This window comes from Pseudomonas sp. 9.3L (assembly GCF_058536285.1).
This window is the reverse complement of sequence record NZ_JBZUBK010000001.1, coordinates 20,414-44,259: the sequence shown is the minus strand read 5'-3', so window position 1 is coordinate 44,259 and position 23,846 is coordinate 20,414. Positions and strand designations below refer to the sequence as shown.

Sequence of the window (23,846 nt, the reverse complement as noted above, 5' to 3'; positions counted from 1 at the left end):
TCAATGAGGCTTGCCCAGTACGGTATCGGCGCCCTGGCTGCGCGCAGGGACAGGGGCAGCGGGGCGAAGCTTGGCAAAAAACACCAGAATGGCCGCAAGGATTGACGTACCTGCCAGGCCGTAGAGCCCACCGACGATAGAGCCGGTTTGCTGCTCCAAAAAGCCGAAGGTCGCTGGTGCGAAAAAGCCACCCAGGTTGCCCAGCGAGTTGATCAGCGCAATCACCGCCGCAGCGATACGTGCATCCAGGTATGCCTGGGGGATAGGCCAGAACAATGCCGAGGCCGATTTGAAACCAATTGCCGCGAAGCACACGGCTACAAACGCGAAGATGGGCCCGCCGGTGGTGGACAAAAACATGCCCAATGCTGCAATCAGCAGCGCGCAGGCTACCCAGGCTTGCTGGAATTTCCACTTGCCCGAGGCTGCGGCAAAGGCATACATGGCAATGATGGAGATCAGCCAGGGGATTGAGTTGAACAAGCCCACCTGGAAATCAGTGAGGTCGCCCATTTTCTTGATGATGCTGGGCAGCCAGAAGGTAGCGGCGTAGATGGTCAACTGGATGCAAAAGTAGAGCAGACAGAAGAGCAGTATCTGACCGTCCTTGAGCAACTGGCCCAGGCTGGGCTTCACGGTGGTAAGCGCCTCGCGTTCACGCTGCTCCTGATCAATCGCACCGACCAAGGCATCCTGCTCTTCGCGGCTGAGCCATTTGGCGTCATGAGGGCGCGAATCCAGCCAGAACCACACCACGAAGCACAAGCATACCGAGGCAAGCCCTTCGATCAGGAACATCCACTGCCAACCGTGCATGTTCAGCCCTTCGATGCCGAGCAAGGCACCAGACAGCGGCCCTGAAATTAGCGAGGCAATGGCAGAGCCGCTGAGGAAGATGGCAATGGCCTTACCGCGCTCCACGCCTGGCAACCAACGAGTGAAGTAGTAGATCACGCCTGGAAAGAACCCGGCCTCGGCAATCCCTAGCAAAAAGCGCAGCACGTAGAAATGGGTTTCGTTTTGGATGAACGCCATGAGGGTAGCGACGATGCCCCACGTGAACATAATGCGCGTCAGCCACAGGCGGGCACCTACCCGTTGCAGCAGCATGTTGGACGGCACTTCGAACAGCGCATAGCCAATAAAGAACAGACCAGCGCCCAGGCCATAGGCAGCAGCGCCTATCCCCAGGTCGTGTTCCAAGTGAGTGCGGACAAAGCCAATGTTCACCCGGTCAATGTAATTGACGATGAACATGATGACGAACAGCGGCAATACCCGCTGCTTTACCTTGGCCACGGTACGGGCCAACACAGCGCTACTGCCACCCGTCGAGGCGGCCAGGCTTGGGTTACTCACAATCAACACTCCCACTGTTATTTTTATGCGGGGTAGCGGCGCTTAGCGCCAAGAGCGGTCTTGTCTTACAAGTACTTGCTGACAGACATCATACAACTGAGATTTTTTACCTGCAATGTTCCTCCCTGTAATATTGGGAAAAACCAATAAAATAGGCTTTCTTCCAAAGTAAAGCGCGCCGTTGTCATACAACAAGGCGTAGGGGAGGGGGAGTGGTAAGATGCGCGCTCTTACCTTGGAATAGACAGCATGCCCGTGGAAATCGACCGCCCAGCGCGTCGGCGTGCGCCCAACCTGGCGCATGATCTGGTGAACAACCTGACGCAGTGCATCCTGCGAGGCGATTTCGCAGAAGGGCAAAAACTGCCCTCGGAGACCGCTATCGTCGAAATGCATGGCGTGAGCCGTACCGTGGTGCGTGAGGCACTGTCCAAACTGCAGGCGGCAGGGCTGGTAGAAACACGTCACGGCGTGGGGACCTTCGTGCTTGAACGGCCCGCGCGTACAGGTTTGCGGCTGAACGTCGAAACGCTGACTAACGTGCGAAGCGTTCTGGAGCTACGCATGGGGCTTGAAACCCAGGCAGCAGCCTTGGCGGCCAAGCGACGCACGGAGGCTCAATTGAGCCAACTGCGGGAGGCGCTGGATGATTATGGGCGGCTATTGGCGAACAACGACAGCTGCGTGGAAGCCGACCGGCGGTTCCATATACTCATCGCCCAAGCGACAGGCAATAATTGTTTTCCCGAGATGTTGCTGCACTTGGGTGCTGCGCTGATACCTCGCACCCAGCTCAACAGCCAGGAGCGTGGGCAGGAGGATTTCAGTCAATTGGGTAAATTCGCCCAGGCAGAACACGAGGCGATTTACCACGCCATCCGCCGTCAGGATGCCGATGCAGCGCGTGCTGCCATGCTGCTGCATTTGAGCAACAGCATGGAGCGGTTTCACGCTGCCTGATCCCTCAGGGCTTTTTGAGCTTTGGGTTGGGGAAGAACTGCACCGTTTGAACGTTAGGCTTCGCAACCTTTGGCTGGGCATGATTTACCCGCGTACCCAACTCCTTGGGAATGGACTGGCCTTGAGCGTTCAAGGTATCGGAATACCCGCACGCGACGCACTCGCGGTGAGGCACGTCGTCCTCGCTCCACATCATTAACTTGTCCATCTCACTGCATGCCGGGCAAACCGCCCCGGCGATGAAGCGTTTCTGGGTTTTGCTCACTGCAGCCTCCATCTCACGCGGCCTCGCCTTCCACCAGCCCGCTGTGGCGCAACAGGGCATCAATGGAAGGCTCACGCCCACGGAAGTCCACGAATAACACTAACGGCGCCAGCGACCCACCACGGGCCAGGATCGCATCGCGGAATGCACGGCCTGTCTCGGGGTTGAGTACGCCTTCTTCTTCAAACCGAGAGAACGCGTCAGCAGACAGCACTTCGGCCCACTTGTAGCTGTAGTACCCCGCCGCGTAGCCGCCCGCAAAAATGTGCGCGAAGCTATTAGGGAAGCGGTTGTACGCCGGCGGCCGCATCACTGAAACCTGATCGCGGATCTGCTCCAGTACCTCTAATGCCGAACGCCCGTCACCATGGGTCGCGTGAAGCTCGAAGTCGAACAGGGAGAACTCCAGCTGGCGCACCATCATCAGCCCGGACTGGAAGTTCTTGGCGGCGAGCATTTTTTCCAGCAAGTCCTGAGGCAGCGGCTCGCCCGTTTGGTAATGCCCAGACATCAGCGCCAGGCCTTCAGGCTCCCAGCACCAGTTTTCCATGAACTGGCTTGGCAACTCCACGGCATCCCAGGCCACGCCATTGATCCCAGACACGCCAGCATGCTCGATACGCGTCAGCAGGTGGTGAAGGCCGTGCCCGAACTCATGGAACAGCGTGGTGACTTCATCGTGGGTCAACAACGCGGGCTTGCCGGTGGCAGCAGGGGTGAAGTTACACACCAGGTTCGCCACTGGGCTTTGCAGCACACCGCTTGCAGTACGCCGACGGTCCTTGGCGCCGTCCATCCACGCACCACCGCGCTTGTTCGCCCGGGCGTACAGGTCGAAGAAGAACCGCCCTACGTGCTGGCCGTTTTCTTTGATTTCAAACAGACGCACATCCGGGTGCCAGGTGTCGAAGCCTGTGACTTCGGCGATTTCAATACCGTACAAGCGCTGAACAATGGCAAACAGCCCACTCAGCACTTTGTCGATGGGGAAATAGGCCCTGAGGGTTTCCTGGGACACGCTGTAGCGTTGCTCGCGCAGCTTTTCGCCATAGTAACCACTGTCCCAGCTTTGCAAATCCGGGCAGCCCTGCTCAGCGGCATACGCCTTCAACTGCTCAAGGTCTTTTTGGGCATAGGGCTTGCTACGCTGGGCCAGGTCACGCAAAAACCCAAGTACTTGGTCACTTGACTCCGCCATTTTAGTGGCCAGGCTCAGCTCGGCGAAATTGGCAAAGCCTAACAAGTGCGCAAGCTCTTGGCGCAACTCAAGGATTTCCTCCATGATCGGGCCATTATCGTTCTGCCCGGCGTTGGGCCCTTGATCCGACGCACGCGTGCAATAGGCCTGATACACCTCTTCACGCAGGGCCCGGTCCTCGGCATAGGTCATCACAGCGTAGTAGCTTGGAAACTCCAGCGTAATCAGCCAGCCGTCCAGGCCCTTGGCCTTGGCCGCGGCAGCCATCTGCTCACGCGCCGACTCCGTAAGCCCGGCCAGCGCCGCTTCGTCCGTCACCGGCTTGGTCCACGCTTGAGTGGCGTCCAGCAATTGGTTGGAGAACGTACTGCCGAGTTCAGACAGTTTGCTCTGCACTTCGGCGTAGCGCTTTTGTTGCTCAGGCGGAAGGTCTATGCCCGACAAGCAAAAGTCTCGGAGCGAGTGCTCGATGATGGTTTTTTGCGCCACATCGAACTGGTTGCTGGCCGGGCTGCTGGCCAATGCCTGGAAGGCCTCGAACAGGCGGCGGTTTTGCCCCAGCTCGGTCGAATACGCACTCAGGGCAGGCAGGCAGGCTTCATACGCCTGGCGCAGTTCAGGGCCATTGCAGACTGCATTAAGGTGGCTCACTGGGCTCCAGGCGGCACCGAGGCGGTCATTGAGCTCGTCCATGGCCAGTACCAGGCTTTCCCAGGTAGGCTCATCACCTTGCTGTTCAAGCAGGGCACTGACCGCTGCGCGGTTGTCCGCGAGAATACGCTCGATAGCCGGCTGCACATGCTCGGGCAGAATTGCCGAAAACGGCGGCAGGTCGTAGGGCTGGAGCAGCGGATTGGTCTCGGTCACGGTCATACACCTTGGCTTGAGAAGAAACACCGGTCATCTTAAATACAAACATCGCCCCTCGCAGCACCGATGGGCACTATCGTGGGTAAAGAAGGAGACTATCGTGATTCGTACATTCGCCGGGGCCACTCCCCTTATAGGCGCACGCGCCTTTGTCGACGCCGGTGCAGTCATCATTGGTGACGTGGAAATCGGCGAGGACAGCTCCATCTGGCCTTTGACAGTGGTACGCGGCGATATGCACAAGATCCGTATCGGGAACAGGACCAGTGTGCAAGACGGTAGCGTCCTGCACATCACCCATGCCGGGCCCTACAACGAAGGAGGCTTTCCCCTGCTGATCGGCGACGACGTCACCATCGGCCATAAGGTAATGCTCCACGGTTGCACCCTTGGCAGCCGGATTCTGGTTGGCATGGGCAGTACCGTGATGGACGGTGCGGTGGTAGAGGACGAGGTGATTATTGGTGCTGGCAGCCTCGTATCCCCAGGCAAGACCTTGCAGAGCGGGTTCCTGTACATGGGCAGCCCGGCCCGGCAAGTCCGCCCGCTGACAGAAAAAGAGCGTGGTTTCTTCAGCTACACTGCCAGCAACTACGTCAAACTCAAAGACCGCTACTTGGCCGAGGGTTTCGATCGCTCTCCCCTGTGAGCATTGCCATGCGGTATGAAAACATCCTGTTCGACCTGGACGGCACCCTCACCGACCCGCGTGAAGGCATCACCCGCTCGATTCAGTATGCCTTGGCTCAAATAGGTATCCAGGAGCCCGAACTCAGCGGGCTTGAGCATTTTATCGGCCCGCCGCTGCTGGAGGCACTGATGCAGTGCTACGGGTTCGACAAAGCCAAGGCGTGGGAGGTGTTGGGTCATCATCGAGCGCGCCTGACCCGCACAGGCCTTTATGAAAACCTGCTCTACGAGGGCGTGATCCCACTGCTTGATACCCTTCGCAATCAAGATCGAGCGCTGTTTATCGCCACGTCCAAGCCTTCAGTGTTTGCGCAGGAGGTCGCCCGTCATTTTGGGTTTGATCGTCACTTCAACCTGATCTACGGCAGCGAACTGGATGGAACGCGTAGCAACAAGGTGGAGCTTATTGCCCACTTACTGGAAACCGAGCAGCTTGCGCCTGATACCACGCTAATGATCGGCGACCGCGAGCATGACCTCATTGGCGCTCACTGCAACGGGTTGGCAGCTGCGGCTGTAGGGTATGGCTTCGGTAGCTTCGAAGAACTTAACGCGCAGGCTCCGGCGTTTTACTTCCAGACGGTAACGCAGCTACACCAGGCTTTTATCGACCAGCGCCTGTAGCGCGCGCTGCCGCGCTGCGGGAGGCAAGCCCCCAAGCGCACGCACCGCGTCGTAAAACCGTGACCAATTCCCGCCTTGCTGGTGGAACAACGCGGCAAACGCTGGCACCCATTGATCGTAGAGCCCAAACGGCAACAGCTTGGCGTTATTGATCGGGCCGTCGACCCATGCGTCATAGGGCCCCTTTCCGTTCCACTGGGTAGCCCGCACGTGATAATAATCCTGGCGCAGGCGTTCAATTTCAGCCGCTTTGGCGGCCTGCATGGCAGCAGGCGCAAGGGGTTGGGTGTAAAGGGCTTCAAGGCGCTGACGCAGCCCAAGTACCAGTTCGATAAACGCCTTGCGGCGATCATTCTGGCTGTCCGGGTCGGGGGGCAGCCCGCGGGCTGCTCGCCACTGACGCGTACCCTCTTGCTCGACGAAGGTCGCGAACGACTCATTGAAGGAGGTATCGCCTGCGACGTAGACCTGCTGATGGGCAAGCTCATGGAAGATCAAGGTGGCCAAACGCTCGCTACCCCAGCCCACCATTGAGTTGAGGATCGGATCAGCGAACCACCCCAGGGTGGAATAAGCTTCCACGCCACCCACATAAACATCCATGCCTTGCTGCTGTAACAGGGCGGCAGCGCCCCGTGCACGACCTTGTTGGTAGTAGCCTCGATACGCCACGCACCCCGCGATAGGGAAGCAGTGCTCAAGCGGTACCAGAGAAAATTCAGGCGTGGCAAACAGGTTCCACACCACGAACCGACGGTGGATATCTGCGTACACACGGTAACTTTGATTATCCGGCAGGCCCAGGCGCTGGGTAGCGAATGCCCTGGCCTTTTGAGCCTCTGCAAGGCGTTCACGAAGCACCGGATCACGGTGACTGTCGGCGATCACATCACCTACTGGCTCTCGAGCGCGAAGTAGTGATAATTGCCCCTCTGCCAGTTGCTGATAGTAGCTAAAGGTCGTGCAACCATTGAGCAGAAATGCACCCATCAGGGGAACCAATACCCGATAAAAACGGTCGAGTGAGCCGTGGCGTGGACGCCTGACAATAATCGCGAACATGAGGCAGGCCGCTTACAAGTACCCAGGACGGGAGTAGCATGCCTGCTGGAGCCTTCCAATGCGTGAAATCTTGTTACTGGCTGCCTTGGTGAGCCTCACCGGTTGCATGGGCTTGCCAAACCCTGATCCCAACCAGGCATGGGTTGACCTACAGGTGCCACAGCCCAACGCTTTGCATGCTCAACAAGTAGATGCCCAGACCTTGGACGATCACCGTTACTTCGAAGTCCAGCCTGGCAGTCATGAGTTGACCATGCGTTACCTCTTTACAGTAGCCCCGGACAATATCGGCCCCCAGGCTACGCCCCTGAGCAGGGACTGCCAGCTCAACCTCAAGTACAGCCACTTCAATGCAGGTGAACGTTATCAGCTCGAAGCGGGCAATCTAGGCTTCACGCCTTGGGCCAAGCTCTATGACGAGCAACGGCGACTTGTAGGGCGCGCACAACCTGCCGGCTGCCAAGGTGCATAAGGCTGCGGCAAACGTATGATTTAACCTTCTGCTGGAGGTAGGCCATGTCGCGTTACACCTTGATCGCCAGCCTGTTGTTGCTCAGCGGCTGCACGAACCTGCCAATGCCCGCGCAGGACCCTGACCAGGCTTGGGTAGAGCTGTTTACGCGTACCGGCAAACTGGTAATGGCCGAGCGATTGGACAGCGTGCGGCTAAGCGACGGGCGCTATTTCCAATTGGCCCCAGGCGGTCATGACTTAATGGTGCGCTTCGACTACGAGGTAACTCAGCCGCTGCTGCCAATGGGGCAACCCATAGAGCGCATTTGCTATATCACGCTGCGGTATGAGAGCTTCCAAGCAGGGCAACGCTACCGTCTGGAGGCGCGCAACTTGGGGCTTAGCACGCTCGCCATGCTGTATGACCCCCAAGGCGTAAAGGTGGCGACAGCGCGAGACGTGAACTGCTTGTTCTAACAGGTCCCACTAGCCAACCTGTGGGTTAGAGCGGCGGGCGTCAGGTATCGTTCTTTTGATACAGGATCCGCTGAGTGCCGTTATCACAGCTGCCTACCACCATACTCGGGTCTTTCGCCTCAGCCGCCGGCACTACTTCAAGCGTATAGGCCTCTACGCCCTGTGACTGAATCTTGGCCTCGATTTCAGCTTTCAATTCGCCGCAGTCTTTGGGCGCAGCCACGGCCGAAACCGTAGCCAAGGCAAGTGCCCCGGCCACGATCGCTTGGGATACGGCCCCCCGCCCAAAGGCGTTAACCCTGCAGGGTAGCATCGAGGGTAATCTCAGCGCCCGTGAGCACTTTAGAGACAGGGCAACCTTCTTTAGCCTTATTGGCCAACTCTTGGAATTGCTCTTCAGTTGCACCCGGTACCTTGGCATTAAGGGTCAGGTGGACCTTAGTGATGGCAAAGCCGTCATCCAGTTTTTCTAGGGTGACAGCAGCCTTGGTATCGATTTGATCTGCGGTTAAATTCGCTTCGCCCAAGATCATGGACAGCGCCATAGAGAAACAACCGGCATGCGCCGCACCGATCAGCTCTTCAGGGTTAGTGCCAGGGCCGTTTTCAAAACGTGTCTTGAAACCGTAGGGAGCCCTCTTGAGTACGGCGGTTTCGGTCGAAATTTCGCCTTGGCCGTCTTTCAGACCGCCTTTCCATACCGCTGATGCTGTTTTAACTATCATGCGCTGAGTCCTCGTGAATAGTGGCTGTCTCAGGTTCAGAGGGGGGACGGCTTCGGCAAGTTCACCCCGGATTTGCGAAAGCAGGTCAAAACGTTCACTGTGTTATCAGACAAGAAAAGGCGCGGGGGTGTCTCTTTTTGGAGTATTTATGAAATCGTTATCTGACGTTAAATTTTCTGCACTGGATCTGGTACCTGTTCGCAAGGAGACCGGCCCAGCTCAAGCGCTGCGCAATTCCCTGGACCTCGCTCAGCATGCAGAGCGTTTCGGCTACAACCGGTTCTGGGTTGCTGAACACCACAACATGGACGGTATCGCCAGCTCTGCCACCTCGGTCCTTTTAGGCTACCTGGCAGGCGGCACCGAGCGTATTCGCATCGGGTCGGGCGGCGTTATGCTGCCTAACCATGCTCCGCTGGTCATTGCCGAACAGTTTGGCACGCTTGAAAGCCTCTATCCTGGCCGCATCGATCTAGGCCTGGGCCGGGCACCGGGTTCCGACCAACTGACCGCCAGGGCCCTGAGAAGGGAGCGCAGTGGCAGCGCTGATGACTTCCCGCAGGACGTCGAGGAGCTACTGGCTTACCTAGGCGATCGCACGCCGGGGCAGCGGGTGATTGCGGTGCCGGGTATCGGGACAAAGGTTCCGGTGTGGTTACTCGGGTCGAGCCTGTTTAGCGCGCAGCTCGCAGGCATGCGTGGCCTACCCTATGCATTCGCCTCGCACTTCGCGCCGCGCATGATGCATGAGGCCATTCGCGTTTACCGCGATCACTTCACGCCTTCGGCATTCCTCGACAAGCCCTATGTGATGCTGGGGATACCGTTGGTTGCGGCAGACAGCGATGACCGCGCCGACTACCTGGCGACCTCTGGCTATCAGCGAATATTGAACCTGATTCGTGGCGAGAGCCTGATGCTGCAGCCGCCCGTTGAGAGCATGCAAGGCTTGTGGCTACCGCACGAGAAGGATGCAGTAGGAAGCTTCTTGGGAATGGCGGTGGTAGGCAGCCCACAAAAGATACGCGCCAGGCTTGAGGTCTTGGTGTCGCAGACTCAAGCAGATGAGCTGATCTTTACCTGTGACCTGTATGAGCACACCGACCGTGTGAGGTCGTACGAGTTATTGGCCGAGGTAATGCGTGGCTAAGCTATCTTCCGCCGTTATCCCTAGCCCGAGATAACGGCGGCGAGGCATTAATTAACGCTTGTAGACAATCTCCTTGGTTCCACCTTCGCAGCTTCCGACCACCTTGCCATCTGCCGCACTGCCTTTGTCAACGACATCCAGGGAGTAGCCCGAGGCGCCCTTGGCCCGGATCTTCGCATCAATCTCGCCCTTGAGCTCATCGCACGATTTACCAGCGGCCAGAGCACTGCCCGCCAGGCTGAACGTCACTGCTGCCAACAAGACTTTTTTCATCGTCATGATCCTTCAATCGATTTGAATGCACGGCCAGTGCCGGCGCCTATCAGCTGTTTTCGATCTTGAAGCCGACCTTCATGGTGACTTGGAAATGTGCCACTGCGCCATCTTCAATATGACCGCGCGTTTCAGTCACTTCAAACCACTGCATGTTCTTGATGCTTTTAGAGGCTTCCGCGATGGCATTACGGATGGCGTCGTCAACGCCAATGGTCGATGAACCAACGATGTCTACTTTCTTGTACGTGTGATGATCGCTCATATACAACTCCTGGGTCATTACCACTGCCACCGGCAACAGGCTGGTGGCTCCGTTTACATCTGTGGGTAACGCACAGGCAAAAGTTCACGCAAGTCGCACTTTTACCAAGCGGCGCAGTCGGACCTTTACACCAAAACTACCCAAGCAGGAGTGAGACATGGCTAATAATTCGCTGCGCAAAGCGTCGCTGCAAAGCATGGAAGCAGAAATCGAAAGCCTGCTTCGTTCGTTGGAAGGCCTCAAGGGCGATGCCTCGGAAGAGTCGCGCAAGACCTTGAAAGTGCTCAAAGCCAACGCCGAGACTGCCCTCAAGCATTCCCGCAGCCTGTTGGCTGACGTGTATGAAGACGTGAAAGTGCGCACCCGTGAAACCAGCCTTGCTACCCGGGAATACGCTCAAGAGCACCCCATGACCACCGCTGGCATCGCAGTAGGTGCTGTAGGCCTGCTGGTGGCTTACTTGATGTGCAAGCGCTCCAACTGATCGACCTGACGCGCCAATTCAAGCTTTAACCAACTGGCCAGGCGCTCGGCCCGGCGGCCAGTACGGCGGTGCGGCACCCATAAGGCGAGGCTTGCCGGGGTTTTAGAAAAACCCCAGGGTGCCACTAGCCGACCTGCCTGCAGGTCGTCAGCTACCAGCGCATGCGGGGCTATTGCAATGCCCAGCCCCGCAGCTGCCGCTTCAAGCAAATAGTACAAATGTTCGAAGTGCTGGCTGAACTCAAGACGGCTGCTGTCTACGCCATGGGTTTGCGCCCACTCAGGCCATGCCTGGGGCCGTGAGGCTGTTTGCAGTAAGGTTTCGTTCAACACCGCACTGGGCGCCATGCCAGACAAGCGCGCGCTGTGAGGGTAATAAGGGCTAACCACCGGCCCGACGTATTCTGCCCCCAATTCATGCACCTGAATATCCGCAGGCCAAGGCGGCTCTGCGAACACCAGCAACGCATCGATGCCAGGGCTTGCAGGATCAAGGTCCCCTTCACTGGCTGACAGGTGTATGCGCAGGTCAGGCAAGTCCGTATTCAAACGGCCCAACCGTGGAATAAACCACCTGGCCAGCAGGCTGCCCGAGCAACCCAGCACGAACGGGGCGTCCTGATCGGCCAGCGCTAACTCAGCGCACACCTCTCGCAGCTTGTCGAATGCCAAGGTACTGGCCTCTCGTAGCCGCACTCCGGCTGGCGTGAGCTTCAGGCCACGCCCATCCTTGCTAAACAACGCGATCCCAAGCTCAGCCTCCAGTGCCTTCAACTGACGGCTAATGGCCCCGTGGGTGACATTCAGCTGGCGTGCCGCCTGGCTAAGGCTGCCCAAGCGTGCGGTGGCTTCGAATGCCCGAAGGGCGTTGAGCGAGGGAAGATCGCGGCTCATATCTGTGAGTTTTCCTAACAGGTTGTTGCGATCTTATCGGTTTTCAATCATGGCTGCCGCCGTTAAAGTCTTCCCATCTGATCTCTGTCTGGAAGCCTGCGATGAATGCTCATACTTTGCGCAACGGCCCCGATGCCAACGGCCTCTTTGGTGCCTTTGGCGGGCGCTACGTAGCCGAAACCCTGATGCCCTTGGTACTTGATCTGGCCCGTGAATACGAGCTTGCCAAGCAAGACCCAGAATTTCTGGAACAGTTGGCCTATTTCCAACGTGACTACATTGGCCGCCCTAACCCGTTGTACTTCGCAGAGCGGCTGACCGACTACTGCGGTGGCGCCAAGATCTACTTCAAGCGCGAAGAGCTGAACCACACCGGTGCCCATAAAGTAAACAACTGCATTGGTCAGGTATTGCTGGCCAAGCGTATGGGCAAAAAGCGCTTGATCGCGGAAACCGGCGCGGGCATGCATGGTGTGGCCACGGCAACCGTCGCTGCACGGTTCGGGTTGCCTTGTGTGATTTACATGGGCGCAACCGACATCGAGCGCCAGCAGGCCAACGTGTTCCGCATGAGGCTGCTGGGCGCGGAAATCGTGCCTGTGACCTCGGGTACCGGCACGCTGAAAGACGCGATGAACGAGGCACTTCGTGACTGGGTAACCAACATCGAAGACACCTTCTACATGATCGGCACTGTTGCTGGCCCTCACCCTTACCCGGCCATGGTCCGCGATTTCCAGTCTGTCATCGGCAAGGAAACTCGTGAGCAGATACTGGAGAAAGAACAGCGCCTGCCAGACAGCCTGGTGGCCTGCGTAGGGGGCGGCTCCAATGCCATGGGCCTGTTCCACCCGTTCCTGGATGACAGCAGCGTACGCATCATTGGTGTAGAAGCGGGCGGCCACGGCGTTACCACGCTCAAGCATGCGGCCAGCCTCAACGGTGGCGTGCCTGGTGTGCTTCACGGTAACCGCACCTATTTGCTACAAGATGGCGATGGCCAAATTACCGACGCTCACTCTATTTCCGCAGGCCTGGATTACCCCGGTATCGGCCCCGAGCACGCGTGGTTGCATGAGGTCAAGCGCGTCGAGTATGTCAGCATCACCGATGACGAAGCCCTGGCAGCGTTCCACATAACCTGCCGCACGGAAGGCATCATTCCTGCGCTGGAGACCGCCCACGCCTTGGCAGAAGCGATCCGCCTTGCTCCCACCCTGCCAAAAGATCACTTGATGGTTGTCTGCCTGTCAGGCCGTGGTGACAAGGACATGCAAACGGTCATGAACCATTTGGGCGACACGCAGGAGAATCTGGTATGAGCCGCCTCGAACAACGCTTCAACGACCTTAAAGCCGAAGGGCGCGCTGCCTTGGTCACATTCGTGACCGCAGGCGACCCTGGCTATGAGGCGTCCCTGGAGATACTAAAGGGGCTCCCGGCTGCCGGTGCCGACGTGATCGAGCTGGGCATGCCGTTCACAGACCCCATTGCAGACGGTGTTGCCATTCAATTGGCTACGATGCGGGCGCTGGAAGCGGGCCAAACCTTGGCTAAAACCCTGCAAATGGTCCGCGCCTTCCGCGAGAGTGATAACACAACGCCCCTAGTACTCATGGGTTACTACAACCCTATTCACCGTTTTGGCGTAGAAGCCTTTGTGGCCCAAGCGCGTGAGGTGGGTGTGGATGGCCTGATCATTGTCGACCTGCCACCTGAGCATGATGCCGAACTGGCCACGCCTGCTCAGGCAGCAGGCATCGATTTTATTCGTCTGGCTACCCCTACCACCGACGACAATCGGCTGCCTCGTGTACTGGAGCGTAGCTCGGGCTTTGTATACTACGTATCGGTGGCAGGTGTGACCGGCGCAGGCTCGGCCACCACCGAACAGATTACGGCCGCCATCACCCGATTGCGCAAACACACAACGCTGCCTGTCAGCGTTGGCTTTGGTATCCGTACCCCAGAGCAGGCTGCGACCATCGCTCGGTTGGCCGATGGCGTAGTCGTGGGCTCGGCGCTGGTCGACAAGATCGCAAAGGCCGCTCAAGCACAGCAGGCCGTCAATGATGTACTGGCCTTGTGTGGCGAGTTGGCAGAGGGTGTTCGCAAGGCGCGCAAGGCCTAGCGGTACATTAAACAGGCGCCCTTCCTCAGGGCGCCTGTTCGGTCATGAGCCACTCAACGAAGCGTTCGATCATGCGGCCGCGTCGTTTGCGAGGTGGTAGCAACAGGTGGTACCCCAGAGGTGAATGCACGCTGGCGACAATAGGCCTGCAGAGCAGCCCTTGCTCCAGCAGGTTATCCACCAAATGGCGCCAGCCAATAGCAACGCCCTGGCCTCCAATCGCTGCCTGGATAAGCAGGGTGTAATTGTCAAAACGCAATTGCCCAGGGGCGGGCGCTGAGGAAATGTTCAGCGCGCGGAACAGCCCGGCCCAGTCGAACCAGCGGTTGCCCTGGCCACTGCGCAGGTGAAGCAAAGGCAGATTGCGCAGCGTGGCCGCCGACAACGGCAGCGTATGCCCCTTTAATAAACCAGGGCTGCACACCGGAAAGACTTCTTCGTTGAATAACCACTGGCTTTTGGCATGGCCGGGCACGCGCCCGTCTCCGAACAGGATGGCAATATCGGTATCGCTGCGTAACATGGCGTGGGTGCGCTCGCCAGTCACGATGCTCACGTCCACGTGTGGGTTGGCTTGGTGGAATCGGTGCAAGCGCGGCATCAGCCAATACGCTGCGAATGCAAAATCGGTCGCCACTTGCAGCACTTCATGGTGGCCATGGTCTGTGGCATCCAACAAGCCGTTTTCAAAGCACTGAAGCCCCTCCGCTACCTGCTGGTAAAGACGGTTGCCTGCCTCGGTCAAGGCGATCCCCCGGTAGACCCGGTCAAATAATCGCAATTTCAGCTGTGCTTCAAGCCGTTTGATTTGCTGGCTGACGGCAGGCTGGGTCGTACCCAACTCTATGGCCGCTGCGGTGAAACTGCTGTGCCGCGCGGCCGACTCGAAAATGCGTAAAGTATCCAGGGACAGCGCCCCAAGGTGCGCAAACATAAGCTCTACTTATCCTAGGCATTAGCCGAGACGGGATTTACCAGTAGCCAGGGTGCGCTCATCCTGAATATAGGCTCACTGGCATAAGGTACAACTATGGAACGCCCGGCTTCGGCGAAGCGCAAGAATATTTTATTCATCATGGCCGATCAGATGGCTGCGCCCATGCTGCCTTTGTACAACCCTTCACCGATCCAGATGCCAAATTTGTCACGTTTGGCTGAAGGCGGTGTCGTGTTCGACTCCGCTTACTGCAACAGCCCCCTGTGCGCGCCATCGCGCTTCACCCTGATGAGTGGGCAGCTGCCCAGCCAGATTGGGGGCTATGACAACGCTGCGGACTTCCCGGCAGACATCCCTACCTACGCCCATTACCTTCGCCGCCTCGGCTACCACACCGCGCTATCAGGCAAGATGCACTTCTGCGGGCCTGACCAACTGCATGGCTTCGAAGAGCGTCTGACCAGTGACATCTATCCGGCGGATTACGGTTGGGTGGTGAACTGGGATGAACCGGCTGAGCGGCCTACTTGGTACCACAACATGGCATCGGTGCTACAGGCAGGCCCGTGCGTGCGTACCAACCAGCTCGACTTCGACGACGAAGTGGTCTTCAAGGCGCGCCAATACCTGTACGATCACGTGCGCAGAGGCGATGAACAGCCTTTTTGCCTCACCGTGTCGATGACACACCCTCACGACCCCTACACCATTCCTGCCCAGTACTGGGACCGCTACAGCGATACCGATATTCCTCTGCCGCGCCCAACGCCGCCTCAGGATGAACTGGACGCCCATTCCCAACGGCTGATGAAGGTGTACGACCTGTGGGACAAACCACTGCCCGATGACAAAGTGCGGGATGCCCGCCGGGCGTATTTCGGGGCGTGCAGCTACATCGATGACCAAATAGGCAAGCTGCTGGAAGTGCTTGAGCAGACGGGCCTGCTCCACGAAACCATCATTGTGTTCAGCGGCGATCACGGCGACATGCTGGGTGAGCGTGGCCTGTGGTACAAAATGCACTGGTTCGAGATGGCTGCGCGGGTACCGCTGTTGGTATGGTCGCCCAGCCAGTTCGAACCTGCCCGTGTGTCCGCCTCTGTGTCCACGGCAGATTTACTTCCCACCTTTGTAGAGTTGGCTGGCGGTGCGCTGATGGACGACCTGCCCATGGATGGCCGTTCGTTGGTGTCCCACTTGCAAGGGGAGGGCGGTCACGATGAGGTGTTAGGCGAGTACATGGCCGAAGGCACGGTCACCCCGATCATGATGATCCGCCGTGGCGATTATAAATTGATCTACAGTGAGCAAGACCCCTGCCTGTTCTATGACGTGCGTAATGACCCGCATGAACAGGAAAACCTTGCTGACTCGCCAGACCATGCACAGGTGTTTAACGAGTTCATGGCACAAGCCCGCGCCAAATGGGACATGCCAGCGATCCATGACCAAGTATTGGCCAGCCAGCGACGTCGCCGCTTCGTAGGGCTGGCGCTGTCACTGGGCAAGCTGAAGAGCTGGGACCACCAGCCTCTGGTAGACGCCAGTCAGCAGTACATGCGCAACCATATCGACCTGGACGACCTGGAGCGCAAAGCACGTTTTCCGCAACCCTGCCAATTAAACCAAAACGAAGGGGGAAGACCATGAAGAAACTATCTACCGCAGTGCTACTGGCCAGCTTAGGGTCTGTGAGCCTGGCGGCTCATGCTGCAGACAGCTGCAGTACCGTGAAGATGGCCGACCCCGGCTGGAGCGACATCGCCGCCACTAACGCTTTGGCGGGCGTGGTGCTGAAGGGCTTGGGTTACGAGACCAAAGTGGATTCGCTTGCAGTACCCATCGCTTACGGTGGGTTGCGCGACGGTCAGATCGACGTCTTTCTAGGCAACTGGATGCCTGCCCAACAGGGGTTCCATGATCAGTTCGTGGCCACCAACAAGGTCACGCAGCTGACTGAAAACCTTAAAGGCACTGAGTTCACCCTGGCAGTGCCGGACTACGTGTACGAAGCGGGCGTACATGATTTCAAAGACCTGAATAAATTTGCCGACAAGTTCGATCAAAAAATCTACGGTATCGCGGCTGGAGCACCTGCCAACCAATCCATCCAGGACATTATCAAGAAGAACGATTTTGACCTGGGCAAATGGAAGCTGGTCGAATCCAGCGAGCAGGGGATGCTGTCCCAGGTAGACCGCGCAGTGAAGGCCAAGAAGTTCATCGCCTTCCTGGGCTGGACCCCTCACCCCATGAACGTGAAACTCAAAATGAAGTACCTGACCGGGGGTGAAGCGTACTTCGGCAAGACAGGTAGCGTGTATACCCTGACCCGCAATGGCTACGCTGAAGCGTGCCCAGAGGCGGCCAAGCTGTTCAGCCAGATGACGTTTAGCCAAGACATGGAAAACAGCATCATGGCAACGGTAGTAGACAAGAAAATCAGTAACCCAGAGGCTGCCAAGGCTTGGCTCAAGGCCAATCCCAAGGTGCTGGAAACATGGCTCGAAGGCGTAAAAACCCTCGATGGCAAGGAAGGGCTGCCGGCGGTTAAATCGGCGCTCTGAATTACCCTTCCTTGCGCATCAGGGCTAACGCAGGGTGGCTTGGCGCAGGGCATTCAACACGGGTGAGGTGTCTACCTCGACGCCTCGCCAGTGTTGGAAGGCAACAGCGGCCTGTTCAACCAACATCCCTAGGCCGTCCAGCGCCCTGGCGGCCCCTCGCTCAATGGCCCACATGGCAAAAGGCGTGGCTGAACCGCCATACATCATGTCGTAACACACCGTATGGCCCGGCGTAATCACACCTGCTGGCACGGGGGGCAGCTCGCCTGCAAGGCTCGCGGCGGTGGCGTTGATGATCAGGTCTACAGGTTCTGCCAAGGCGTCGAAGGATAAGGCGGTTATCGGCCCTATCGAGGAAAACACTGACACCAACGCCTGCGCCTTTTCCAGCGTTCGGTTAGCGATCACCAGAGAGTGTGGCCGCTGCACCAGCAGGGGCTCAATTACGCCACGGGCTGCGCCGCCAGCGCCTAACAGCAGAATGCGTGCGCCTGCCAAGGTAATGCCGCAGTTATCCAGCAGGTCGCGTACCAGGCCTTCACCGTCCGTGTTATCCCCCTGCAGGCGGCCGTCCTTCAGACGGGTAAGGCTGTTGACTGCACCTGCGCGCTGTGCGCGAGGCGTGAGTTCATCACACAGGCGCCACGCTTCCTCCTTAAAGGGCACCGTGACGTTGGCACCGCGGCCTTCCTCGAAAAACGCCTTGGCCGTCGTGGCGAAGTCGTCCAATGGCGCGAGCAGGGTAGCGTATTCCATGGCTTGCCCGGTTTGCTCGGCAAAGCACTGATGGATAGAGGGCGATTTGCTGTGCCCAATAGGGTTGCCTATCACTACATAACGGTCCATGGGTAATCCTCAGGGCTGTAGGCCAGCCGTCTTACTCTCTTCCAGCCAATCCCTGTCTTGCAGGAAATACTCGGTCAAGCGTGATTCCTCGCTGCCGGGCTCGGGCTTCCAGTCATAGCCCCAGCGCACGGTAGGCGGCAGCGACATGAGAATCGACTCGGTACGGCCACCTGATTGCAGCCCAAACAGGGTGCCACGGTCGTAGACGAGGTTGAATTCCACATACCGGCCACGTCGATAGGCTTGAAACTCTTTTTGTGCGTCGGTCCAGGGCGTATTGCGGCGCCGTTGCACAATGGGCAGATACGCGTGAAGGAACGCGTCCCCTATCGCCCGCATAAACGCGAAGCTGGTGTCGAAGTCCCAGCTATTGAGGTCGTCAAAGAATAATCCGCCCACACCGCGCGGCTCGTTACGGTGCTTGATATGGAAGTAGCGATCACACCATGCCTTGTAGCGCGGGTACACATCCGCCCCGAAGGGCGCGCAAGCCTGTTCGGCGACGCGATGCCAGTGGATGCAATCTGCCTCGTTAGCGTAATAGGGGGTGAGGTCGAAACCACCACCAAACCACCACACCGGCTCGTCGGTGTCGTGCTCGGCAATGAAGAATCTGACATTGGCATGAGAGGTGGGTACGTGGGGGTTGTGCGGGTGCATCACCAGCGACACACCCAAGGCTTCGAAGGAGCGACCGGCCAGCTCGGGGCGATGAGCACTGGCGGAAGGCGGCAATCCGGCGCCGTGTACGTGGGAGAAATTAACCCCGCCTTTTTCAATGACGGCGCCATTGTCGATAACCCTTGTACGGCCGCCACCGCCTGCGGGCCGCTCCCAGGCATCTTCGACAAACCGCGCGCCGCCATCTTCCTCTTCCAGCGAGGCACAAATGCGATCTTGCAGGTCGAGCAGGTAGGCCTTCACAGCCTCGGTGCGAGTGTTCATCGATTACCTCATGCACGGATACGTCAGCGCCGCGTCGACGGCCATTGAAAATTGCCGCGTAGCATACCATCGGCACCACCCACGAGAGTTGACGCCGGTCTATGGAAAGGCGTCCGATAGGGCTTCATTCCCCCGCAAGAGGACCTACACCGATGGCAAGGCGCATTCAGTTTTCCCGCAATGGTGGCCCCGAGGTGCTAGAGCTGACGCAGTTCAGCCCAGCCGAACCAGGGCCGCTCGACGTTCGTGTTCGCAATCATGCCATCGGCCTCAATTACATCGACACCTACTTTCGAAGTGGGCTGTACCCGGCCCCTTCGTTGCCTTCCGGCCTGGGCACTGAAGGTGCCGGCGTGGTGGAGGCCATAGGCGCCGATGTCACCACAGTGCAGGTAGGCGATCGCGTCGCCTACGCCGGTGGCCCGCTGGGCGCTTACAGTGACGTCCATACCTTGCCTGCGGCAACGGTGGTAAAGCTGCCAGAAGCAATCAGTTTCGAACAAGCGGCGGCTGTGATGCTTAAAGGCCTTACCGTTCAATACCTGCTGCGCCAAACCTACCGGTTGCAAAGTGGCGAAACCATTTTGTTCCATGCCGCAGCAGGTGGCGTAGGCCTGTTGGCCTGCCAATGGGCCGCAGCGTTGGGCGCCAAGGTGATCGGGACGGTCAGCTCCGCAGAAAAAGCCGCCAAAGCCAAAGCCGCTGGGGCCTGGGAAGTGATCAACTACAGCCATGAAGACGTAGCCCGCCGGGTTCATGAGTTCACCAAAGGCCAAAAGTGCCCGGTGGTGTACGACGGCGTAGGTAAAGACACCTGGGAGGTGTCTCTAGAGTGTGTGGCCCCACGCGGCTTGCTAGTGAGCTTCGGGAATGCCTCTGGCGCCGTGTCTGGCGTTAACTTGGGTGTACTCGCCAGCAAAGGTTCGCTGTACGTCACCCGGCCTACCTTAGGCAGCTATGCCGTACCCGGCGCGCTACAAGGTATGGCAGATGAGCTGTTCGATATGCTGGCCAGTGGCAAGATCACAGTAGACATCAACCAGCGCTATACCCTGGAAGAGGCTGCCACTGCCCATACCGACCTGGCCAGCCGCAAGACGACCGGGTCTACCATCCTGTTGCCCTGACCCGGTAGCGCCGCGTTAGCCGCACGGTGGGCCTCAGGGCCGTACGACCTCCCCCGTGCGCAGGTCACGGATCACGCTCGGGCTTTTGCGCCCCCCCAGCGCACCGCCCATCACCCTGTCGACCTGGCCTCGGAAATACTGCTCAACGCGCAGCCGGCTACGGGCGGGGGGGCGGCCCTGGGGGTTGGCCGAGGTGGAGACAACAGGGCCAGCCAGGGCGCACAGCTCCCGCACGAGCGGGTGATCGCTTACCCGCAACGCTACGCTGTCATGCTGGCCAGTGATCCAGGTGGGTAACAGGTTCTGATGCGGCACCAACCACGTGTTCGGCCCTGGCCAGGTACTGGCCATCTTGTCGAGCCACGCGGCAGGAAAGTCTTCAAACAGGAAGTCGAACTGCCGAATGTTGTCTGCGATCAGAATCACGCCTTTTTCTACAGACCGCCCTTTGATCGCGAGCAGGCGGTATACCGCCTCTTCATTCCACGGATCGCACCCAAGCCCCCACACGGCTTCGGTTGGATAGGCAATGACCGCACCGGCGCGAATGTCCCGGGCAGCTTGCTGCGCTCGCCAACTGCTCTTCATTGTGCGTTCCTCCGTGCTTTGACTGGTGCGAAGTGTAGCTAGCCAGCTCGCCCAAACCAACGGCCGGCCTCACAAACCGCTAAACCTTGTAGTTCCAGCTCGGTTAGCGCGGCCAATACTTTTGGTAATGGCAGGCCTACACTGTCGGCGAGCTTTTCGGCGCTCTGAGGCGCAGCTACCAGATGCAGTAACAGCGGGCTTGCCTCATCCCCCTCGGGTGCCGCTTGCAAGGGTTCGGCGCAGTGCCCTTGCCACCCACGCAGGCCTTCCAGAATGTGCTGTACCGTTTCTACCAACTGCGCGCCATCGCGTATCAATTGATGGCAGCCTTTCATGCCAGGGTGATGAATAGAACCAGGAATGGCGAACACTTCGCGCCCCTGTTCGGCGGCCAAGCGAGCCGTGATCAGCGAGCCGCTGGCAATGTTCGCTTCTACCACCAGTACACCCAGGGAAAGCCCGCTGATAATGCGGTTGCGTTGCGGAAAGGTTTCGCGGGTAGGCGGCATGTCCAGCGGGAACTCAGAGACCACTGCACTGCCTTGCTCAATGATGTCTTGCGCAAGGCGAACATGGCGCTGTGGATAAATGGTTTTGAGACCATTGCCTAATACCGCCACTGTAGCCCCTCCAGCCTCGAGAGCAGCTCGATGCGCCGCGCCGTCTATTCCCAAAGCAAGGCCCGAGGTAATAACAAAACCCGCGCCGGCCAAGCTCTTGGAAAAAGCCCGAGCAGTATCCAGCCCCGGCGTCGACGCTCGACGGCTGCCTACCATAGCCAGTTGCGGGCGTTCGAGAATGTCGGGGTTACCGCGCACAAATAGCAGCGGGGGTGGGTTAGGTATTTCGTTAAGCAAGGCAGGGTAGGCCGGGCTATCAAACGACAAAACCTGATGCCCAGGCGCTTCGAGCCAACGCAGCGCGGCGCTGGCGGCATCACGGACGGCAATGTTGCGCCGCGCCTCGGCCGAGGCCTGAGTCAACCCCAGGGCACGCCAGGCGGCAGTCGGGGCGCACAACGCGGCGCTGGCTGAGCCAAACGCCTTAATCAGTAAACGGAAATGTGCAGGGCCTGTGTCAGGCAGTTGGTGAAGGCGCAGGCGCGCTTCGAGCTCCGCCAAGGGCGGCGTGTCGCGGGAAAACAGTGGCATGGGATCATCCTTGATCGGGCCTCCTCAGGTACTGCGTATCCTGTGGATAACTGTGTTGATAACACTTAAGACTGCATCAGGGGTTACGGACTTTATCCTGCACCGCCAGCGAGCGCGTGGCGCTCAGCACCAAACCATAGCTCAATTTAGAGTACGCGCGGAACACCATCAGAACGCCAGCCCGCTCGTCAGGGATTTTCACCTGTTCACCCGTAATACGGTCGCGCACTGTCTCGCCGGTTTTATAAATCGCCAGGATGTTGCCTTCTTGCAGGCCGTCGCGTTGCCCTTTGTTCAAGGTAACTACGTCATATTTGCCAATCTGCGTCACCCCCCTGGGCACGTCGATGATCCGGCCCTCTACGGGCGTAGCTGGCGGGCTAGGGAAGAACGTCGAGTTGACGGCATGCTCTTCGCTGGTGAACAGACGGTCCCCCAACCTCACTTCGACGGTCGTGCGCTGCAGGTTAAGCGTGGCGATGTCACCTTCAGTGCCGACGACTTCAGCGCCGCCGATGTTATCGGTATTGATGCCCAGTACTTCCTGGGTATCTGGATCGGTATAGACCTTGCCTTGACGGAAGATGCCATACACCACATGGCCTGGCTCGAACTGCCCGCGGGCATAAATCCGATCACCCATGCCGCTAAGCACCCGCTCCTGATTACCCGCGACGATGTAGGGCGCTGCGTCAAAGGCAGCGGTGTCATCGACGATCCGGTTATTGACCAGAAAAGCATTGACCGCGCCCAGCGGGATACTCGGAATCGCTTCGGCAACAGGGCTCGCGCGTACATGAGGAGACAACTTGACGGTACCTCTGGACTGCGCGCGCTCCAGGTAAAGCTGCGGCTGGCCATCGACCATGCTCAACACCAAGGAGTCGCCTGGGTAAATCAGGTCTGGATTGGCGACCTGGGGGTTCGCATGCCAGATATGCGGCCACTGCCAGGGCTGGTTGAGAAACTTCCCAGCGATGTCCCACAGGGTATCGCCTTGTACCACGGTATAACGCTGTGGATGACCGTCGCGCAGCAGTGCGTCTGCCTGAGCCAGGCTTGCACCGGCAAGCAGCAGCAGGGCGAGTAATGATTTCCTCATGCCGTGAATCCCTTTATCATGTACGCATTCGTCAAGCCGCATCGCCAGCCCTCTTACAAGGCGCTGCCGTGGTGCCTTCCCTGAGCAGTAGCTGCTCAACAAGCGCTCGGCGCCCTTTCCACTGACTTTACCTCACAGTGCAGCACTTAAGCATATGGCTATTTTAGACATCCTCGAATTTCCGGACCCGCGCCTGCGTACCATCGCCAAGCCGGTTGCGGTTGTAGACGACGAACTGCGCACGCTGATCGACGACATGTTTGAAACCATGTACGAAGCGCCCGGCATCGGGCTGGCCGCTACTCAGGTGAACGTTCATAAGCGCGTCGTGGTGATGGACCTCAGCGAAGACCGCAGCGAGCCCAGGGTTTTCATTAACCCCGAGTTCGAATTCCTTACTGACGAAATGGATCAATACCAGGAAGGCTGCCTGTCGGTACCAGGCTTCTACGAAAACGTAGACCGCCCGCAGAAGGTGAAGGTCAAGGCGCTGGACCGTGACGGCAACGCCTACGAGCTGATCGCCGAAGGCTTGCTGGCTGTGTGCATTCAGCACGAGTGCGATCACCTCAATGGCAAGCTGTTCGTCGACTACCTGTCCACGCTCAAGCGTGACCGGATCAAGAAAAAACTCGAAAAACAGCACCGTCAGCAGGCCTGATCCGCCACTGCCCAAGGGCTTGCTTCGGCAAGCCCTTTTCATT

28 protein-coding genes are annotated in these 23,846 nt (G+C 58.5%); 13 read left to right on the top strand and 15 right to left on the bottom strand.

Annotated features, from left to right (window positions below; translation table 11 throughout):
• Positions 1 to 1,359: an MFS transporter gene (locus AC4LE2_RS00225; RefSeq protein WP_491823256.1), complete on the bottom strand. Its 1,359-nt coding sequence runs from the start codon at positions 1,357 to 1,359 to the stop codon at positions 1 to 3.
• 249 nt (positions 1,360 to 1,608) lie between these two features.
• Here AC4LE2_RS00225 and AC4LE2_RS00220 point away from each other — a divergent pair, with 249 nt between their 5' ends.
• Positions 1,609 to 2,319: a FadR/GntR family transcriptional regulator gene (locus AC4LE2_RS00220; protein WP_491823255.1), complete on the top strand. Its 711-nt coding sequence runs from the start codon at positions 1,609 to 1,611 to the stop codon at positions 2,317 to 2,319.
• A gap of 4 nt (positions 2,320 to 2,323) precedes the next feature.
• Here AC4LE2_RS00220 and AC4LE2_RS00215 read toward each other — a convergent pair whose 3' ends face one another.
• Positions 2,324 to 2,596, bottom strand: a complete 273-nt coding sequence (locus AC4LE2_RS00215; protein WP_491823253.1) for a YheV family putative zinc ribbon protein — start codon at positions 2,594 to 2,596, stop codon at positions 2,324 to 2,326.
• A 1-nt stretch (position 2,597) separates the two neighbouring features.
• Positions 2,598 to 4,655, bottom strand: a complete 2,058-nt coding sequence (gene prlC, locus AC4LE2_RS00210) for an oligopeptidase A (protein WP_491823251.1) — start codon at positions 4,653 to 4,655, stop codon at positions 2,598 to 2,600.
• 94 nt (positions 4,656 to 4,749) lie between these two features.
• On the opposite strand from prlC, the gene AC4LE2_RS00205 reads away from it, so the two are divergent.
• Both AC4LE2_RS00205 and AC4LE2_RS00200 read left to right on the top strand, forming a co-directional pair.
• Positions 4,750 to 5,301, top strand: a complete 552-nt coding sequence (locus AC4LE2_RS00205) for a gamma carbonic anhydrase family protein (protein ID WP_491828009.1) — start codon at positions 4,750 to 4,752, stop codon at positions 5,299 to 5,301.
• An 8-nt stretch (positions 5,302 to 5,309) separates the two neighbouring features.
• Positions 5,310 to 5,966 (top strand): HAD hydrolase-like protein, encoded by a 657-nt coding sequence (locus AC4LE2_RS00200; protein WP_491823250.1) that lies wholly within the window; start codon positions 5,310 to 5,312, stop codon positions 5,964 to 5,966.
• Here the strand turns inward: AC4LE2_RS00200 and AC4LE2_RS00195 are convergent.
• Entirely contained in the window at positions 5,934 to 7,028 is a 1,095-nt protein-coding gene (locus AC4LE2_RS00195; RefSeq protein WP_491823248.1) for an aminopeptidase, read from the bottom strand. The two genes, AC4LE2_RS00200 and AC4LE2_RS00195, sit on opposite strands and share 33 nt — an antisense overlap.
• Positions 7,029 to 7,086: 58 nt before the next feature.
• Here AC4LE2_RS00195 and AC4LE2_RS00190 point away from each other — a divergent pair, with 58 nt between their 5' ends.
• Together AC4LE2_RS00190 and AC4LE2_RS00185 are read left to right on the top strand one after the other, a co-directional pair.
• The gene (locus AC4LE2_RS00190) at positions 7,087 to 7,500 is read left to right on the top strand and encodes a PA0061/PA0062 family lipoprotein (protein ID WP_491823246.1); all 414 of its coding nucleotides are present in this window, start codon (positions 7,087 to 7,089) and stop codon (positions 7,498 to 7,500) included.
• A 44-nt stretch (positions 7,501 to 7,544) separates the two neighbouring features.
• Positions 7,545 to 7,958 carry a PA0061/PA0062 family lipoprotein gene (locus tag AC4LE2_RS00185; protein WP_491823244.1) on the top strand — a complete coding sequence of 138 codons (414 nt, stop codon included), beginning with the start codon at positions 7,545 to 7,547 and terminating at the stop codon, positions 7,956 to 7,958.
• Positions 7,959 to 7,998: 40 nt separating this feature from the next.
• Here the strand turns inward: AC4LE2_RS00185 and AC4LE2_RS00180 are convergent, their stop codons facing one another.
• Together AC4LE2_RS00180 and AC4LE2_RS00175 are read right to left on the bottom strand one after the other, a co-directional pair.
• Complete coding sequence (locus AC4LE2_RS00180; protein ID WP_491823242.1) at positions 7,999 to 8,199, bottom strand: DUF1161 domain-containing protein; 201 nt, start codon at positions 8,197 to 8,199, stop codon at positions 7,999 to 8,001.
• Positions 8,200 to 8,251: 52 nt separating this feature from the next.
• Complete coding sequence (locus AC4LE2_RS00175; RefSeq protein WP_491823240.1) at positions 8,252 to 8,683, bottom strand: OsmC family protein; 432 nt, start codon at positions 8,681 to 8,683, stop codon at positions 8,252 to 8,254.
• Between the two features lie 148 nt (positions 8,684 to 8,831).
• Between AC4LE2_RS00175 and AC4LE2_RS00170 the strand changes: the two genes are divergently transcribed.
• Positions 8,832 to 9,833, top strand: a complete 1,002-nt coding sequence (locus tag AC4LE2_RS00170) for an LLM class flavin-dependent oxidoreductase (protein ID WP_491823238.1) — start codon at positions 8,832 to 8,834, stop codon at positions 9,831 to 9,833.
• A 51-nt stretch (positions 9,834 to 9,884) separates the two neighbouring features.
• Here the strand turns inward: AC4LE2_RS00170 and AC4LE2_RS00165 are convergent, their stop codons facing one another.
• Both AC4LE2_RS00165 and AC4LE2_RS00160 read right to left on the bottom strand, forming a co-directional pair.
• Positions 9,885 to 10,106 (bottom strand): DUF1161 domain-containing protein, encoded by a 222-nt coding sequence (locus AC4LE2_RS00165; RefSeq protein WP_491823236.1) that lies wholly within the window; start codon positions 10,104 to 10,106, stop codon positions 9,885 to 9,887.
• Positions 10,107 to 10,155: 49 nt separating this feature from the next.
• A complete protein-coding gene (locus AC4LE2_RS00160; protein WP_491823234.1) occupies positions 10,156 to 10,371 on the bottom strand; it encodes a dodecin in 216 nt (71 codons plus the stop codon).
• Between the two features lie 157 nt (positions 10,372 to 10,528).
• Between AC4LE2_RS00160 and AC4LE2_RS00155 the strand changes: the two genes are divergently transcribed.
• Entirely contained in the window at positions 10,529 to 10,855 is a 327-nt protein-coding gene (locus AC4LE2_RS00155) for an ElaB/YgaM/YqjD family protein (protein ID WP_491823233.1), read from the top strand.
• Here the strand turns inward: AC4LE2_RS00155 and AC4LE2_RS00150 are convergent.
• Complete coding sequence (locus tag AC4LE2_RS00150; RefSeq protein ID WP_491823231.1) at positions 10,828 to 11,748, bottom strand: LysR family transcriptional regulator; 921 nt, start codon at positions 11,746 to 11,748, stop codon at positions 10,828 to 10,830. The two genes, AC4LE2_RS00155 and AC4LE2_RS00150, sit on opposite strands and share 28 nt — an antisense overlap.
• A gap of 101 nt (positions 11,749 to 11,849) precedes the next feature.
• On the opposite strand from AC4LE2_RS00150, the gene trpB reads away from it, so the two are divergent.
• Positions 11,850 to 13,070 (top strand): tryptophan synthase subunit beta, encoded by a 1,221-nt coding sequence (gene trpB, locus AC4LE2_RS00145; RefSeq protein WP_491823229.1) that lies wholly within the window; start codon positions 11,850 to 11,852, stop codon positions 13,068 to 13,070.
• Positions 13,067 to 13,879, top strand: a complete 813-nt coding sequence (trpA, locus tag AC4LE2_RS00140; protein ID WP_491823227.1) for a tryptophan synthase subunit alpha — start codon at positions 13,067 to 13,069, stop codon at positions 13,877 to 13,879. Before trpB ends, trpA begins: the two co-directional genes overlap by 4 nt.
• A gap of 25 nt (positions 13,880 to 13,904) precedes the next feature.
• On the opposite strand, the gene AC4LE2_RS00135 is transcribed toward trpA, so the two are convergent.
• Positions 13,905 to 14,813: a choline sulfate utilization transcriptional regulator gene (locus tag AC4LE2_RS00135; RefSeq protein ID WP_491823225.1), complete on the bottom strand. Its 909-nt coding sequence runs from the start codon at positions 14,811 to 14,813 to the stop codon at positions 13,905 to 13,907.
• A gap of 96 nt (positions 14,814 to 14,909) precedes the next feature.
• Here AC4LE2_RS00135 and betC point away from each other — a divergent pair, with 96 nt between their 5' ends.
• Positions 14,910 to 16,466, top strand: a complete 1,557-nt coding sequence (betC, locus tag AC4LE2_RS00130; protein ID WP_491823223.1) for a choline-sulfatase — start codon at positions 14,910 to 14,912, stop codon at positions 16,464 to 16,466.
• Positions 16,463 to 17,383 carry a choline ABC transporter substrate-binding protein gene (choX, locus tag AC4LE2_RS00125; RefSeq protein WP_491823222.1) on the top strand — a complete coding sequence of 307 codons (921 nt, stop codon included), beginning with the start codon at positions 16,463 to 16,465 and terminating at the stop codon, positions 17,381 to 17,383. Before betC ends, choX begins: the two co-directional genes overlap by 4 nt.
• Before the next feature lie 24 nt (positions 17,384 to 17,407).
• On the opposite strand, the gene aroE is transcribed toward choX, so the two are convergent.
• Entirely contained in the window at positions 17,408 to 18,229 is an 822-nt protein-coding gene (aroE, locus tag AC4LE2_RS00120) for a shikimate dehydrogenase (RefSeq protein ID WP_491823221.1), read from the bottom strand.
• Positions 18,230 to 18,238: 9 nt separating this feature from the next.
• The gene (gene hemF / locus AC4LE2_RS00115) at positions 18,239 to 19,174 is read right to left on the bottom strand and encodes an oxygen-dependent coproporphyrinogen oxidase (protein ID WP_491823220.1); all 936 of its coding nucleotides are present in this window, start codon (positions 19,172 to 19,174) and stop codon (positions 18,239 to 18,241) included.
• Between the two features lie 152 nt (positions 19,175 to 19,326).
• Here hemF and AC4LE2_RS00110 point away from each other — a divergent pair, with 152 nt between their 5' ends.
• Positions 19,327 to 20,301, top strand: coding sequence for an NADPH:quinone reductase (locus AC4LE2_RS00110; RefSeq protein WP_491823219.1), 975 nt, complete (start codon positions 19,327 to 19,329; stop codon positions 20,299 to 20,301).
• A gap of 33 nt (positions 20,302 to 20,334) precedes the next feature.
• On the opposite strand, the gene tsaC is transcribed toward AC4LE2_RS00110, so the two are convergent.
• The 3 genes from tsaC to AC4LE2_RS00095 all read right to left on the bottom strand — a co-directional run bounded on the left by tsaC (position 20,335) and on the right by AC4LE2_RS00095 (position 23,142).
• Positions 20,335 to 20,889: an L-threonylcarbamoyladenylate synthase type 1 TsaC gene (gene tsaC, locus AC4LE2_RS00105; RefSeq protein WP_491823217.1), complete on the bottom strand. Its 555-nt coding sequence runs from the start codon at positions 20,887 to 20,889 to the stop codon at positions 20,335 to 20,337.
• Between the two features lie 38 nt (positions 20,890 to 20,927).
• Positions 20,928 to 22,040, bottom strand: coding sequence for a DNA-processing protein DprA (gene dprA / locus AC4LE2_RS00100; protein ID WP_491823215.1), 1,113 nt, complete (start codon positions 22,038 to 22,040; stop codon positions 20,928 to 20,930).
• A 76-nt stretch (positions 22,041 to 22,116) separates the two neighbouring features.
• On the bottom strand, positions 22,117 to 23,142 hold the full coding sequence (locus AC4LE2_RS00095; protein ID WP_491823213.1) for a LysM peptidoglycan-binding domain-containing protein: 1,026 nt from the start codon (positions 23,140 to 23,142) through the stop codon (positions 22,117 to 22,119).
• A 154-nt stretch (positions 23,143 to 23,296) separates the two neighbouring features.
• Between AC4LE2_RS00095 and def the strand changes: the two genes are divergently transcribed.
• The gene (gene def, locus AC4LE2_RS00090; RefSeq protein WP_491823211.1) at positions 23,297 to 23,803 is read left to right on the top strand and encodes a peptide deformylase; all 507 of its coding nucleotides are present in this window, start codon (positions 23,297 to 23,299) and stop codon (positions 23,801 to 23,803) included.
• The last annotated feature ends 43 nt before the right edge of the window (positions 23,804 to 23,846 follow it).